This window comes from Pseudomonas sp. SGAir0191 (genome assembly GCF_002812565.2).
GTDB lineage: Bacteria > Pseudomonadota > Gammaproteobacteria > Pseudomonadales > Pseudomonadaceae > Aquipseudomonas > Aquipseudomonas parafulva_B.
Genome location: NZ_CP025035.2, coordinates 3,937,428 through 3,951,694, shown reverse-complemented (window position 1 = coordinate 3,951,694; position 14,267 = coordinate 3,937,428). Strand labels below are relative to the sequence as shown.

Annotated in this window: 12 protein-coding genes; 11 read left to right on the top strand and 1 reads right to left on the bottom strand. The window is 64.1% G+C overall.

Going from position 1 to position 14,267, the window contains the following annotated elements; genetic code table 11:
* Positions 1 to 71 precede the first annotated feature (71 nt).
* The 11 genes from edd (at position 72) to CWR53_RS17645 (ending at position 13,361) form a co-directional block, all read left to right on the top strand.
* Complete coding sequence (gene edd / locus CWR53_RS17695) at positions 72 to 1,898, top strand: phosphogluconate dehydratase (RefSeq protein ID WP_100852155.1); 1,827 nt, start codon at positions 72 to 74, stop codon at positions 1,896 to 1,898.
* A complete protein-coding gene (locus CWR53_RS17690) occupies positions 1,895 to 2,857 on the top strand; it encodes a glucokinase (RefSeq protein WP_100852154.1) in 963 nt (320 codons plus the stop codon). The genes edd and CWR53_RS17690 overlap by 4 nt, the downstream gene beginning before the upstream one ends.
* Positions 2,858 to 2,928: 71 nt before the next feature.
* Positions 2,929 to 3,654 (top strand): two-component system response regulator GltR, encoded by a 726-nt coding sequence (gltR, locus tag CWR53_RS17685; RefSeq protein ID WP_058604449.1) that lies wholly within the window; start codon positions 2,929 to 2,931, stop codon positions 3,652 to 3,654.
* Positions 3,635 to 5,089 carry an ATP-binding protein gene (locus CWR53_RS17680; RefSeq protein ID WP_100852153.1) on the top strand — a complete coding sequence of 485 codons (1,455 nt, stop codon included), beginning with the start codon at positions 3,635 to 3,637 and terminating at the stop codon, positions 5,087 to 5,089. The genes gltR and CWR53_RS17680 overlap by 20 nt, the downstream gene beginning before the upstream one ends.
* 141 nt (positions 5,090 to 5,230) lie before the next feature.
* Positions 5,231 to 6,481 (top strand): AGE family epimerase/isomerase, encoded by a 1,251-nt coding sequence (locus CWR53_RS17675; protein WP_100852152.1) that lies wholly within the window; start codon positions 5,231 to 5,233, stop codon positions 6,479 to 6,481.
* A gap of 103 nt (positions 6,482 to 6,584) precedes the next feature.
* The gene (locus tag CWR53_RS17670) at positions 6,585 to 7,871 is read left to right on the top strand and encodes an ABC transporter substrate-binding protein (protein WP_100852151.1); all 1,287 of its coding nucleotides are present in this window, start codon (positions 6,585 to 6,587) and stop codon (positions 7,869 to 7,871) included.
* A gap of 221 nt (positions 7,872 to 8,092) precedes the next feature.
* On the top strand, positions 8,093 to 9,001 hold the full coding sequence (locus CWR53_RS17665; protein WP_058637542.1) for a carbohydrate ABC transporter permease: 909 nt from the start codon (positions 8,093 to 8,095) through the stop codon (positions 8,999 to 9,001).
* Positions 8,994 to 9,839: a carbohydrate ABC transporter permease gene (locus CWR53_RS17660; RefSeq protein WP_100852150.1), complete on the top strand. Its 846-nt coding sequence runs from the start codon at positions 8,994 to 8,996 to the stop codon at positions 9,837 to 9,839. Before CWR53_RS17665 ends, CWR53_RS17660 begins: the two co-directional genes overlap by 8 nt.
* A gap of 3 nt (positions 9,840 to 9,842) precedes the next feature.
* Positions 9,843 to 10,997, top strand: coding sequence for an ABC transporter ATP-binding protein (locus CWR53_RS17655; RefSeq protein WP_058604455.1), 1,155 nt, complete (start codon positions 9,843 to 9,845; stop codon positions 10,995 to 10,997).
* 100 nt (positions 10,998 to 11,097) lie between these two features.
* A complete protein-coding gene (locus CWR53_RS17650) occupies positions 11,098 to 12,390 on the top strand; it encodes a carbohydrate porin (protein WP_230375235.1) in 1,293 nt (430 codons plus the stop codon).
* Positions 12,391 to 12,506: 116 nt separating this feature from the next.
* Complete coding sequence (locus CWR53_RS17645; RefSeq protein WP_100852149.1) at positions 12,507 to 13,361, top strand: D-hexose-6-phosphate mutarotase; 855 nt, start codon at positions 12,507 to 12,509, stop codon at positions 13,359 to 13,361.
* Here CWR53_RS17645 and hexR read toward each other — a convergent pair.
* Positions 13,354 to 14,217 carry a DNA-binding transcriptional regulator HexR gene (gene hexR, locus CWR53_RS17640; protein ID WP_178091267.1) on the bottom strand — a complete coding sequence of 288 codons (864 nt, stop codon included), beginning with the start codon at positions 14,215 to 14,217 and terminating at the stop codon, positions 13,354 to 13,356. The genes CWR53_RS17645 and hexR overlap by 8 nt on opposite strands.
* Positions 14,218 to 14,267: the final 50 nt, after the last annotated feature.

The following is a 14,267-nucleotide window of genomic DNA, read 5'->3' as shown; positions in this document are numbered from 1 at the left end:
AGCCTAGGCGGCAATCGGCAGGGCACGGTCACTTGGTAAACCGCCCTTACAATTAGCCTGGAGTCCAGTACATGCACCCGCGCATCCTTGAGGTCACCCAACGGCTGGTCGAGCGTAGTCGCGCCACCCGCGAACGCTACCTGCAGCTGATCCGCGGGGCCGCCAGCGAGGGCCCGATGCGTGCCAGCCTGCAATGCGCCAACTTCGCCCATGGCGTGGCCGGTTGCGGCAGCGAGGACAAACAGACCCTGCGTTTGATGAACGCGGCCAACGTGGCCATCGTCTCGGCCTACAACGACATGCTGTCGGCCCATCAGCCCTACCTGCATTTTCCCGAACAGATCAAGCGTGCCTTGCGCGAAGTCGGCTCGGTGGGCCAGTTCGCTGGCGGTGTGCCGGCCATGTGCGATGGCGTCACCCAGGGCGAGCCGGGCATGGAACTGGCCATCGCCAGCCGTGAAGTGATCGCCATGTCCACTGCCGTGGCGTTGTCCCACAACATGTTCGATGCGGCCCTGATGCTGGGCATCTGCGACAAGATCGTGCCGGGCCTGATGATGGGGGCCTTGCGCTTTGGTCACTTGCCCACGGTGTTCGTACCGGGCGGGCCGATGGTCTCGGGTATTTCCAACAAGCAGAAAGCCGATGTGCGCCAGCGTTACGCCGAAGGCAAGGCCAGCCGCGAGGAGCTGCTGGAATCGGAAATGCAGTCCTACCACGGCCCTGGCACCTGCACCTTCTACGGCACGGCCAACACCAACCAGCTGGTGATGGAAGTGATGGGGCTGCACCTGCCGGGTGCCTCCTTCGTCAACCCCTACACGCCGCTGCGCGACGCACTGACCGCCGAGGCGGCCCAGCAGGTCACGCGCATGACCAAAGCCAGCGGCACCTTCATGCCCCTGGGCGAAATCGTCGACGAGAAGGCGCTGGTCAACTCGATCGTGGCCCTGCATGCCACGGGTGGATCCACCAACCACACCCTGCACATTCCGGCCATCGCCCAGGCCGCCGGTATCCAGCTGACCTGGCAGGACATGGCCGATCTGTCCGAAGTCGTGCCGACCCTGTCCCACGTCTACCCCAACGGCAAGGCCGACATCAACCACTTCCAGGCCGCTGGCGGCATGGCCTTCCTGTTCCGCGAGCTGCTCGATGCCGGCTTGCTGCACGAGGACGTCAACACCGTCGCCGGCCCCGGCCTGCGTCGTTATACCCAGGAGCCGTTCCTGGAGGACGGCAAGCTGGTCTGGCGCGAAGGGCCGCAGCAGAGCCTGGACGAAAGCATCCTGCGGCCCGTGGCGCGGCCATTCTCCGGCGAAGGCGGATTGCGGGTGATGGAGGGCAACCTGGGGCGTGGCGTGATGAAAGTCTCCGCCGTGGCACCGGAGCACCGTGTGGTCGAGGCGCCGGCGCGCATCTTCCACGATCAGCAGTCATTGGCCGATGCCTTCAAGGCAGGCGAGCTGGAGCGGGACTTCGTCGCGGTGGTGCGCTTCCAGGGCCCGCGCTGCAACGGCATGCCTGAACTGCACAAACTCACCCCATTCCTTGGCGTGTTGCAGGATCGCGGTTACAAGGTAGCCCTGGTGACCGATGGGCGCATGTCCGGTGCATCGGGCAAGATACCCGCCGCCATTCACGTGTGCCCCGAAGCCTATGATGGCGGCCCGCTGGCACGGCTGCGCGATGGTGATATCGTGCGGGTCGATGGCGCTGAAGGTACGTTGCGGGTGATGGTACCGGCCGACGAGCTGGCCCAGCGTGACCTGGCGACCGCGCCCCAGGGCAATGACCTGGGTTGCGGACGCGAGCTCTTCGGTTTCATGCGCATGGCGTTCAGCCCGGCAGAGCAGGGCGCCAGCGCCTTTACCTCTGCCCTGGAGAACCTGAAATGAATGACCTGCTGGTTGGCGACATCGGCGGCACCAATGCCCGTTTTGCGTTATGGCGTGACAACCAGCTGCACGAGGTGAAGGTTTTCGCCACCGAGGACTACACAAGCCCCGAACAGGCCATCGAGGCGTATCTAGAAGCCTTGGCCATCCCCCGTGGTGGTGTAGCCGCCGCTTGCCTGGCCGTAGCCGGCCCGGTCGATGGCGATGACTTTCGCTTCACCAACAACCACTGGCGCCTGAGCCGGACCGCCTTTTGCCAGCGGTTACAGATCGGACACCTGTTGCTGATCAACGATTTCACCGCCATGGCCCTTGGCATGACCCGCCTGCGCGAAGGTGAGTTTCGGGAAGTATGCCCAGGGCAGGCCGATCCGTTGCGCCCGGCGCTGGTCATCGGCCCGGGTACAGGCCTGGGTGTCGGCTCGTTGTTGCGCCTGGGGGGCAAGCACTGGCATGCCTTGCCAGGCGAGGGCGGGCACGTCGATCTGCCCGTGGGCAATGCCCGAGAGGCGGCGATCCACCAATACATCCATGGCCAGATCGGCCACGTCAGTGCCGAGACAGTGCTCAGCGGCGGCGGGCTGGTGCGCCTGTACCAGGCCATCTGCGCCCTGGATGGCGAAAACCCGCGGCACACTTCACCGGCGCAGATCACCGATGCAGCCCTGGGCGGCGAGCCGCGGGCGCGAGCGGTGATCGAGCAGTTCTGCCGGTTCCTGGGGCGGGTGGCGGGCAACAACGTGCTTACCCTGGGCGCGCGCGGTGGGGTATATATCGTCGGCGGCGTGATCCCGCGTTTTGCCGAGCTGTTCCTGCGCAGCGGTTTCACCGCCAGCTTCGGCGACAAAGGCTGCATGAGCGGTTACTTCGAAGGCGTGCCCGTGTGGCTGGTGACGGCCGAGTTTTCCGGGCTGCTGGGCGCTGGTGTGGCCTTGCAGCAAGCCCTGGATCAAGGTTAACCGCCTGGGCACCCTGCAAGGCGACACAGGTCAGCGGGCAACAAGACCCGCCAGCACAAAAGGACATACCCTTGAGCACTGCCGGCAAATCCATCCTGATGGTTGACGACGATCAGGAAATTCGCGAATTGTTGCAAACCTATCTCAGTCGTTCGGGCTTTCAGGTCAATGCCCAGGCCGATGGCGCCGGGTTTCGTCATGCCCTGGACACCACAGCGTGTGACCTGGTGATCCTGGACGTCATGCTGCCGGACGAGGACGGTTTCAGCCTGTGTCGCTGGGTACGCCAGCACCCGCGCCAGGCGCGGGTGCCGATCATCATGTTGACGGCAAGCTCGGACGAGACCGATCGGGTCATCGGCCTTGAGCTGGGCGCCGATGACTACCTCGGCAAACCGTTCAGCCCGCGCGAGCTGCAGGCCCGCATCAAAGCCTTGCTGCGCCGCGCCGAGTTCGGGCAGGCAGCGCCGGGCGGGGCGGTGCTGGCATTCGACGACTGGCGGCTTGACACGGTCAGCCATCGCCTGTTCCACCGCGATGGAGAGGAGGTGATTCTCTCAGGTGCGGACTTTGCGCTGCTCAAGCTGTTCCTGGACCACCCCCAGCAGATTCTCGACCGCGATACCATCGGCAACGCCACCCGAGGGCGAGAGCCGATGCCACTGGACCGCATCGTGGACATGGCCGTCAGCCGTCTGCGCCAGCGCTTGCGCGACACCGAAAAGCCACCCCGGCTGATCCGCACCGTGCGCGGCAGCGGCTACCTGCTGGCGACCCATGTCTGCACTGCACCCTGAGCGGCGCTGGCGCCTGCTGCCACGCTCGCTGCTGGGGCGCATGCTGCTGCTGACCTTGCTGGTGGTTCTGCTGGCGCAAGGATTGTCGAGCATCATCTGGGTGGCCCAGCTGCGCGCCAGCCAGTTGCAAGGGCTGCGTGCCAGTGCCAGCAGCCTGGCCCACTCCATGAGCGCCAGCGTCAGTTACTTTCGTTCACTGCCCGTGGCTTACCGGCCGATGGTGCTCGACCAGTTGCGCAGCATGGGGGGCACGCGGTTTTTCGTTTCCCTGAACGCCAAGCCGTTGGATATGCAGGTACTGCCTGTCACGCCGCGCAAGCAGGCCGTGGTGGAGGTGTTCCAGCAGGTGCTGCATGAGCGTCTCGGGCCGCAGATGGACATCTCCGTCGAATTCGTCGACCCCGATGAACTGCGCATCTTCAACAGTGGGCTCAAGCTCGACGAGTTGCCAAGGTCATGGGCGCATTACTCACTCACCCTCGAACCGCTCAACCCGCCGGTGCTGGTCACCCAGATTCGTCTGGCCGAAGGCGAATGGCTGTACATCGCCTCGTTGTTGCCCGAGCCCTACACCAGCCTGGAAGCCGAGCGTCTGCCGCGTCAGCAGATCGGCTTCATCGTCCTGACCACGGCGTTGTTGTTGCTGTTCATCGGGCTGCTGGTGCATTGGCAAAGCTGGCCGCTCAAGCGCCTGGCCCGTGCAGCGCGCGAGCTGTCACTGGGCGCCGATGTAGCGCCAGTGGCCGAAGGCGGCGGCAGCGAGGTGGTGGAGGTGGGCCGGGCCTTCAACAGCATGCGCGAACGCATCAGCCGTTACCTCACCGAGCGTAGCCAACTGTTCAGCGCCATCTCCCATGATCTGCGCACGCCCATCACCCGGCTTCGCCTGCGTGTCGAGCTGCTTGAAGACGAACACCTGCAAGCCAAGTTCAGCCAGGACCTGGACGAACTGGAGCTGCTGGTAAAGGGCGCGCTGCAATGCGTGAAGGACACCGACATTCACGAGAACATCGAGCCGGTGGACCTCAATCAGATCCTCGAACTGCTGGCTGAGCCGTACCTGCGAGACGGTCGAATCACCCTCGAAGGGCATGCCCTGGCGCCGTATCCAGGCAAGCCGCTGGCATTGCGGCGCTGCATCGGCAACCTGATCGACAACGCCATCAAGTACGGCGAGCGGGCGCGGCTGCGCATCATCGACGGTGCGGCAGGCTTCGTGCTGCAGGTCGATGATCAGGGGCCGGGGGTGCCGCAACAGCAGATGGAGCAGGTGTTCGAACCCCATGTGCGGCTGGCTGGTCATCAGCAAGGCTACGGGCTGGGGTTGGGCATTGCCCGCAATATCGCCCACAGCCACGGCGGCGAGGTCAGCCTGCTCAACCTGCGCGAAGGCGGCTTGCGGGTAACCTTGTACCTGCCACGGGGCGTGGATTGACACACCTGCACGCGTTGAACGTACAACTGCGCGCAGATGGTCGAACGTCACAGTCACGTGACAATCATACCCGCGTTCGTGACATCCCCCGTGGCCTGGCTGGCTAGAATCGGCACACGACTGGCAAGGACCTCGCTGGCGATGAACAATGATCTTTCTTCACAGGTGTCCTGGCTCCAAGCGCCTGGGCACACTGCATGGCGCCTGGCCGAGGGGCAGCGGTTGCTGACCTTCGCCAAGGCTGCAAGGCTCGCAGAAGGGTTTGGTGACCTGGATGCGGCAGGCAGGCTTGCCGATGATGCAAGCGCCCAGACCCTGACCACTGCCCGTATGACCCACTGTTTTGCCCTGGCTCACCTTCAGGGCCTACCGGGCTGTCTGGGGCTGGCTACCCACGGTGTGACTGCCCTGCGCGGCCCTCTGCGCGATGCGCGCTACGGCGGCTGGTTTGCCCAGGCGGACGGCCACGGGGCCAGCGGCAAGGCGGCGTATCTGCATGCGTTCGTCGCCCTGGCGGCCAGCTCTGCCGTGGTGGCGGGCATCGAGGGCGCCGAGGCATTGCTGACCGACGCCATCGATGTCATCGAGCGGCATTTCTGGAGCGAAGGGGAAGGTGCGCTTCGCGAAGCCTATGATCGCACCTGGCAGACGCCTGAGCCCTACCGCGGCGCCAACAGCAACATGCACGCGACCGAGGCGTTCCTGGCCCTGGCCGATGTAACCGGCAACCCTGTGTGGCTGCAACGCGCCCTGCGCATTGCCGAGCGCATCATCCATACCCACGCCGCTGCCAACGGCTACCGAGTGGTGGAACACTTCGACGTTGCCTGGCAGCCGCTCAAGGATTACAACCAAGCACACCCGGCCGACCACTTTCGCCCCTATGGCACCACGCCAGGGCATGCCTTCGAGTGGGCGAGGCTTTTGCTTCACCTGGAGGCCAGCCTGGCCCGCTGCGGGCACGCGTCCCCGCCCTGGCTGGTCGACAGTGCCCGCACCCTGTTCGACACCGCCTGCGAACAGGCATGGGGCGTTGATGGCCAGCCTGGCCTCGTCTACACCCTTGGCTGGGATGACCGGCCGCGGGTTCGCGCGCGGCTGCACTGGGTTCACGCTGAAGCCTGCGCATGCGCAGCGGCCCTGTTGCAGCGCACGGGGCAGGCGCGCTTCGAGCAGTGGTACCGGCGCTGCTGGGACTTCATATCCGAGCATTTCATCGACCTTGCAGGCGGCAGCTGGCACCACGAACTCGATGTCGACAACCGTCCAGCCGGCACGATCTGGCCCGGCAAGCCCGACCTGTACCATGCCTACCAGGCCCTGGTGCTACCCGGCCTGCCCTTGGCACGCAGCCTGGCGACCGGTGTGGCCTTGAATGTAACCAAACGATGACATTCGCGCATCGCTTCGTTACCTGGCGGTGCGCGCACGCTGTTTAGACTCCATGCAACGCAAGCGCACGACTTGCACGGCATAACAACAATAAGGTGTAGAAATGACTTCCTACCTTCGTCTCGCTGCCGCGATCTCCCTGGCTTCCCTGTTCCCCCTGACTGCGCACGCTGCCGATGCCAAGGGCACCGTCGAAGTGGTGCACTGGTGGACGTCCGGTGGTGAAAAAGCGGCCGTCGATGTGCTCAAGGCCCAGGTCGAGAAAGACGGTTTCACCTGGAAGGACGGTGCCGTGGCCGGCGGTGGCGGCGCTACCGCCATGACCGTGCTCAAAAGCCGAGCGGTGGCTGGCAATCCGCCAGGCGTCGCGCAGATCAAGGGCCCCGACATCCAGGACTGGGCCGCGACCGGCCTGCTCGACAGCGACGTGCTCAAGGAGGTGGCCAAGCAGGAAAAGTGGGATGCACTGCTGGACAAGAAAGTCGCCGACACCGTGAAGTACGACGGCGACTATGTAGCCGTTCCCGTCAACATCCACCGTACCAACTGGCTGTGGATCAACCCTGAAGCCTTCAAGAAGGCCGGCATCGACAAGGCACCCGCCACCCTCGATGAGTTCTATGCCGCTGCCGACAAGCTCAAGGCCGCAGGCATCATCCCGCTCGCCCACGGTGGCCAGCCGTGGCAGGACAGCACGGTCTTTGAAAGCGTCGTGCTGTCGGTGATGGGTGTCGACGGTTACAAGAAAGCCCTGGTCGACCTGGACAACGACGCCCTGACCGGCCCGGACATGATCAAGGCCCTGACCGAACTCAAGCGGGTCGCCACGTACATGGACCCTGATGGCAAAGGCCAGGACTGGAACCTGGAAGCTGCCAAGGTCATCAACGGCAAGGCCGGCATGCAGATCATGGGCGACTGGGCCAAGAGCGAATGGACCTTGGCCAAGAAAACCGCCGGCAAGGACTACCAGTGCGTGCCGTTCCCCGGCACCGAGAAGGCCTTCCTGTACAACATCGATTCGCTGGTGGTGTTCAAGCAGAGCAATGAGGGCACTGCTGCCGGCCAGCAGGATATCGCCCGCAAGGTGCTGGGTGAGGAGTTCCAGAAGGTGTTCAGCACCAACAAGGGCTCGATCCCGGTGCGCAACGACATGCTCGCCGACATGGGCAAGTATGGGTTCGATGCGTGTGCCCAGACCTCGGCCAAGGACTTCCTCGCCGACGCCAAGACCGGCGGCCTGCAACCGAGCATGGCGCACAATATGGCCACGACGCTGGCCGTGCAGGGCGCTTTCTTCGATGTGGTGACCAACTACATCAACGACCCCAAGGCCGATCCGGCTGACGCTGCGAAGAAGCTGGCAGCCGCCATCCGAGCAGCCAAGTAGCCCACGGGCGGGCTAGTGCGGCCCGGTGCCGGGCGTGCCTGACGGGGCGCTGCGCCATCGGGCCCTGCGTGAAACGCAGGCTTCGGGGGCCTTCGAATTGTGGCTGCGTCAAACTCGCGCAGCCACGCGACACGGCGCCACGCAGCGCCCAAGCGACCTTCTAACCTGAGCAAGACAGTCGCTGCCGCGCGCCATGCGCAGCAGCGCCTTCGAGGTGAACCATGACCACTACCACCGCCCGTCTGCGGGCCTCTCCCATGGATGCGCTACAGCGCTGGCTGCCCAAGCTGGTGCTGGCGCCGAGCATGTTCATCGTGCTGGTGGGCTTCTACGGCTACATCCTCTGGACCTTCGTGCTGTCCTTCACCACGTCCACGTTCCTGCCCACCTACAAATGGGCGGGGCTGGCGCAGTACATGCGTTTGTTCGACAACGACCGCTGGTGGGTGGCGAGCAAGAACCTGCTGGTGTTCGGCGGGCTGTTCATCGCCATCAGCCTGGCGATCGGCGTGTTGCTGGCGGTGCTGCTGGACCAGCGCATTCGTCGCGAGGGGTTCATCCGCACCATCTACCTGTATCCCATGGCCCTGTCGATGATCGTGACCGGCACGGCCTGGAAGTGGCTGCTCAACCCAGGCATGGGGCTGGACAAACTGCTGCGTGACTGGGGCTGGGAGGGCTTTCGCCTGGACTGGCTGCTGGACCCGGACCGGGTGGTGTACTGCCTGGTGATCGCGGCGGTGTGGCAAGCATCGGGGTTCATCATGGCGATGTTCCTCGCCGGCCTGCGGGGCGTCGATCCATCGATCATCCGCGCCGCCCAGATCGACGGTGCCAGCCTGCCGCGCATCTACTGGCGCGTGGTGCTGCCCAGCTTGCGCCCGGTGTTCTTCAGCTCGGTGATGATCCTTTCGCACATTGCCATCAAGAGCTTCGACCTGGTCGCCGCGATGACGGCAGGCGGGCCTGGCTACTCGTCCGACCTGCCGGCGATGTTCATGTATGCCTTTACCTTCAGCCGAGGGCAAATGGGCATGGGCTCGGCCAGTGCCATCCTCATGCTGGGGGCGATCCTGGCCATCCTGGTGCCTTACCTGTATTCGGAGCTGCGGAGCAAACGCCATGCATAGCCCTGTCGACAAACCCGCGCTCAGCCCCAGCCGGCTTGCCATTCATGCCGTGCTGCTGATCGCCGTGGTGCTGTACCTGGTGCCACTGGTGGTCATGCTGCTGACCAGCCTCAAGACCCCCGAGGACATCAGTACCGGCAACCTGCTCAGCTGGCCGACAGCGATCACCGCCATTGGCTGGGTCAAGGCCTGGGGCACCGTCAGCGGCTACTTCTGGAACTCGATTCTGATCACCGTGCCTGCGGTGCTGGTTTCCACCGCCATTGGCGCGCTCAATGGCTACGTGCTGTCGATGTGGCGCTTTCGTGGCTCGCAGCTGTTCTTCGGTCTGCTGTTGTTCGGCTGCTTCCTGCCTTTCCAGACGGTGCTGCTGCCGGCCTCGTTCACCCTGGGCAAGCTGGGGCTGGCCAGTACCACCACTGGCCTTGTGCTGGTGCATGTGGTCTACGGCCTGGCCTTCACCACACTGTTCTTTCGCAACTTCTACGTCAGCATCCCCGATGCCCTGGTCAAGGCTGCACGGCTTGATGGGGCAGGGTTCTTCACCATCTTCCGGCGCATCATCCTGCCGATGTCCACGCCGATCATCATGGTCTGCCTGATCTGGCAGTTCACCCAGATCTGGAACGACTTCCTGTTTGGCGTGGTGTTCTCCAGTGGCGACTCGCAACCGATCACGGTGGCCTTGAACAACCTGGTCAATACCAGCACCGGGGCCAAGGAATACAACGTCGACATGGCCGCTGCGATGATCGCTGGCCTGCCGACCCTGCTGGTGTACGTAGTGGCAGGCAAATATTTCGTGCGCGGGCTCACAGCCGGCGCGGTAAAGGGGTAAGTCATGGCAACGCTCGAACTTCGCAACGTGAACAAAACCTACGGTGCCGGGCTGCCGGATACCCTCAAGGACATCCAGCTGTCGATCAAGGACGGTGAGTTCCTGATCCTGGTCGGCCCTTCGGGCTGCGGCAAGTCGACATTGATGAACTGCATCGCTGGCCTCGAGCAGATCACCGGCGGCGCTATTCTGATCGACCAGCAGGACGTCAGCGGCATGAGCCCCAAGGACCGTGACATCGCCATGGTGTTCCAGTCCTATGCGCTGTACCCGACCATGACCGTGCGCGAGAACATCGAATTTGGCCTGAAAATCCGCAAGATGCCCCAGGCCGCCATCGACGAGGAGGTGGCGCGGGTGGCTAAGCTGCTGCAGATCGAGCACCTGCTGGCGCGCAAGCCGGCGCAGCTGTCTGGCGGTCAGCAGCAGCGCGTGGCCATGGGCAGGGCGCTCGCGCGCCGACCGAAGATCTACCTGTTCGATGAACCCTTGTCCAACCTCGATGCCAAACTGCGGGTCGAGATGCGGACCGAAATGAAACTGATGCACCAGCGCCTGAAAACCACCACTGTCTACGTCACCCATGACCAGATCGAGGCCATGACCCTGGGTGACAAGGTGGCGGTCATGAAGGACGGCATCATCCAGCAGTTCGGTACGCCACAGCAGATCTACAACGACCCGGCCAACCAGTTCGTCGCAAGCTTCATCGGCTCGCCGCCCATGAACTTCGTGCCGGCGCGGCTGGTTGCCCAGGGCGGTCAGCTGCATGCAGTGCTCGACAGTGGCCAGGCACGCTGCGAGCTCCCCCTGCCCGGCGCCGACCTGGGCCTGGAAGGGCGCGAAATCGTCCTGGGCATTCGTCCCGAGCAGATTGCCCTGGGCGCTGAGGGCGGCAACGGCGGGCCAAGCATTCGCGCCCAGGTACAGGTCACCGAGCCCACTGGTCCGGACATGCTGGTGTTCGTGACCCTCAACCAGACCAAAGTGTGCTGCCGACTGGCCCCTGACGTGGCCTGCCAGGTGGGTGACACCCTGGCCCTGCAATTGGACCCGGCGCGGGTGCTGCTGTTCGACGCCCAGAGCGGCGAGCGCCTGCATGCAAACCCTACTGCCTCTACCGTCAAGGACAACATGGCCGCCCTCGGTGGCCGATGAACCGTCTACACCATCAATAAGAAAAAGAGGACGCAACGCAATGGAACAGCGCAATCGTACTACCACCTGGGGCTCACTGGCGTTGCTTGCGCCGCTGGCGATGGCCGCCAGCAGTGGCCTGCAGGCTGCCGAAGCTTTCTCCAGCGAGTCGAAATGGATGACCGGTGACTGGGGCGGTACCCGCACCGAGCTGCTGGAAAAAGGCTACGACTTCACCGTCGATTATGTCGGCGAAGTGGCCGGCAACCTTAAGGGTGGCTACAACCACGACAAGACCGCCCGCTACAGCGACCAGTTCGCCCTGGGCGCGCACCTGGACCTGCAGAAGATCTTCGGCTGGCACGATGCCGAATTCAAACTGGCCATTACCGAGCGAAGCGGTCGCAACCTGTCCAACGACCGCATCAGCGACCCACGCGCCGGGCAGTTCAGTTCGGTGCAGGAAGTGTGGGGGCGTGGCCAGACCTGGCGCCTGACCCAGATGTGGTTCAAGCAGAAGTATTTCGACGGCGCGCTGGACGTGAAATTCGGCCGCTTCGGGCCGGGCGAGGACTTCAACAGTTTCCCCTGCGACTTCCAGAACCTGGCGTTCTGCGGCTCGCAAGTGGGTAACTGGGTGGGTGGCATCTGGTACAACTGGCCCGTCAGCCAGTGGGCAACGCGGGTCAAGTACAATGTCACCCCCGAATTCTATGTACAAGTCGGTGCCTATGAGCAGAACCCGTCCAACCTGGAAACCGGCAATGGCTTCAAGCTGAGCGGCAGCGGCACCAAGGGCGCGATCCTGCCGGTGGAAATGGTCTGGACGCCGAAGCTCAACGGCCTGCCGGGCGAATACCGCCTGGGCTACTACTACAGCACCGCCGATGCCGAGGATGTATACAAGGACGTCAACGGCAACGCCCAGGGGCTCAGTGGTTCGGGCTTCAAGTCTCACTCCAGCAAGCATGGCTGGTGGGTGGTGGCGCAACAGCAGGTCACGGCCCAGGCAGGCGACGTCAACCGTGGGCTGAGCCTGTTCGCCAACTTCACGGTGCACGACAAGGCCACCAACGTGGTGGACAACTACCAGCAGGTGGGCATGGTCTACAAAGGTGCCTTCGACGCCCGGCCCAAGGACGACATCGGTTTCGGCATCGCCCGCATCCACGTCAACGACGATGTGCGCAAGCGTGCGCGCCAGCTCAACGACATGAGCGGTATCAACGACTACGACAACCCAGGCTTCGTCCCGCTGCAACGTACCGAGTACAACGCCGAGCTGTACTATGGTTTCCACGTCACCAATTGGCTCACCGTGCGGCCGAACCTTCAGTACATCAAGAGCCCCGGCGGCGTGGATGAAGTGGACAATGCCCTGGTGGCGGGCTTGAAGATTCAGTCGTCTTTCTAAGCCCATTTGTTGTAAATTTACGCCAATCCCGTTTGGCGCCCGGCAATCACTGACCTGCAGTGGTTGCCGTGGACAGGCCAAGACAGCGCTACCTCAAACAACAAGAGCCCTGCACCATGCCTGAGCATCCGCTCCATCGCTTCTTCGCCGCACGGCGGCCCCGGCCGACGTTCGAATGGGAGCGCTACCAGCAGCGCGATGTGCTGATCATCGATCACCCCCTGTGCCAGGCGGCGTTCAGTCGCCAGGGCGCGCAGTTGCTGCATTTCCAACCCACAGGTGAGCGGCCCTGGCTGTGGTGCGCCGAACAATGGCCACAGGTGGGCGCCATTCGCGGCGGCGTGCCGGTCTGCTGGCCCTGGTACGGGCGCCATCCCAGCGAAGACCTGTGGCCTGCCCATGGTTGGGCCCGCCTGCTGGACTGGAAGCTGATGGACAGCCATGAAGACGCGCAGGGCGTGGTGCTCAAGTGGCGCCTGGAACTGTGCGACTGGCAGGTCGACCTGGAGGCGCGACTGGGCAGCCGCATGGAGTTGAGCCTGAGCACCGAGCACCAGGACAGCGAACCGTGCCAGTTGAGTCACGCCTTGTTGGCCTACTGGCGCATCAGTGACGTCTCGGAGGTAGCGCTGTCCGGCCTCGAAGACATCGAGGGGTACGACCACCTCAACCGTCAGGCATGCCGCCAGGAAGGGGCGCTCAAGCCCAAGGGCGGCTGCCAGCGGGTCTATCCGGGCATTCCCGGTGTGCAATTGCATGATCCGGCCTGGCAGCGCCAGCTGTGTATCGACACCGGCGACAGCGACGATACGGTCGTGTGGCACCCCGGCAGCCGGCCCTTATTGGGGGTTACCGGGCGCGAGTGCCAGCGTTTCGTGTGTGTGGAGGCCGCCAGCGGCAGCGACGACGGCTTGAGCCTGGCACCGGGGCAGCGCGCGCATCTGAGTCTGCAGGCGCACCGGCTCAGCTGAGTTCGTCGTCCTCGATGGGGTAGCGACTGGCGTTGAGGCTTTCCTTGATCTTGCGCAGGTGTGGCTGGAAATCCACACCCCGGCGCAGGGTCATGCCGGTCGCCAGCACATCGAGCACGGTCAGTTGGATGATGCGCGAGGTCATCGGCATGTAGATATCGGTGTCTTCGGGCAGAGGAATGTGCAGGCTAAGGCTGCAGGCATTGGCCAGCGGCGACCCGGCCGCTGTCAGGCCCAGCACCGAGGCGCCGTTTTCCCTGGCCAGGCGGGCTACTTCCACCAGCTCGCGTGTACGCCCGGTGTAGGAAATGATCACGAACAGGTCGCCGGTATGGGCCACCGACGCCAGCATCCGTTGCATCAGTACGTCGGCGTGCGCCGACACGGCCAGGTTGAAGCGGAAGAACTTGTGCTGGGCATCCAGCGCCACCGGTGCAGAGGCGCCCAGGCCAAAGAAGTGAATCTGGCGGGCCTGGATCATCATGTCGACCGCACGGCTGACCTGCTGGGGATCGAGCTGCTGGCAGGCACTGTCGAGCGAGGCGATGGCGCTGGCGAAGATCTTCTGGGTGTAGGCCGCCGGATCGTCGTCGGCCTCCACCGCGCGGCTCACATAGGCAGCGCCGCTGGCCAGGCTTTGCGCCAGTTGCAGTTTCAGCTCCGGGTAACCGCTCACGCCGAAGGAGCGGCAGAAGCGGTTGACGGTCGGTTCGCTGACCTTGGCCGCCTGGGCCAGCGCCGCGATGCTGAAGCGTGTGGCTTGTTGCGGGTTGAGCAGGATGACTTCGGCGACTTTGCGTTCGGCCTTGTTCAGCTCGTCGAGGCGTCCCTGGATTTGTTCCAGGAGGTTTCTCACGCGGTCCATGGGGTGTCCTTGGGTCGGGAAGACAGCCGGCTGAGGGAGCA

Coding starts and splice junctions, on each gene's coding strand:
- edd (WP_100852155.1), top strand. CDS start 72: ATGCACCCGCGCATCCTTGAGGTCACCCAACGGCTGGTCGAGCGTAGT.
- CWR53_RS17690 (WP_100852154.1), top strand. CDS start 1,895: ATGAATGACCTGCTGGTTGGCGACATCGGCGGCACCAATGCCCGTTTT.
- CWR53_RS17680 (WP_100852153.1), top strand. CDS start 3,635: ATGTCTGCACTGCACCCTGAGCGGCGCTGGCGCCTGCTGCCACGCTCG.
- CWR53_RS17675 (WP_100852152.1), top strand. CDS start 5,231: ATGAACAATGATCTTTCTTCACAGGTGTCCTGGCTCCAAGCGCCTGGG.
- CWR53_RS17670 (WP_100852151.1), top strand. CDS start 6,585: ATGACTTCCTACCTTCGTCTCGCTGCCGCGATCTCCCTGGCTTCCCTG.
- CWR53_RS17665 (WP_058637542.1), top strand. CDS start 8,093: ATGACCACTACCACCGCCCGTCTGCGGGCCTCTCCCATGGATGCGCTA.
- CWR53_RS17660 (WP_100852150.1), top strand. CDS start 8,994: ATGCATAGCCCTGTCGACAAACCCGCGCTCAGCCCCAGCCGGCTTGCC.
- CWR53_RS17655 (WP_058604455.1), top strand. CDS start 9,843: ATGGCAACGCTCGAACTTCGCAACGTGAACAAAACCTACGGTGCCGGG.
- CWR53_RS17650 (WP_230375235.1), top strand. CDS start 11,098: ATGGCCGCCAGCAGTGGCCTGCAGGCTGCCGAAGCTTTCTCCAGCGAG.
- CWR53_RS17645 (WP_100852149.1), top strand. CDS start 12,507: ATGCCTGAGCATCCGCTCCATCGCTTCTTCGCCGCACGGCGGCCCCGG.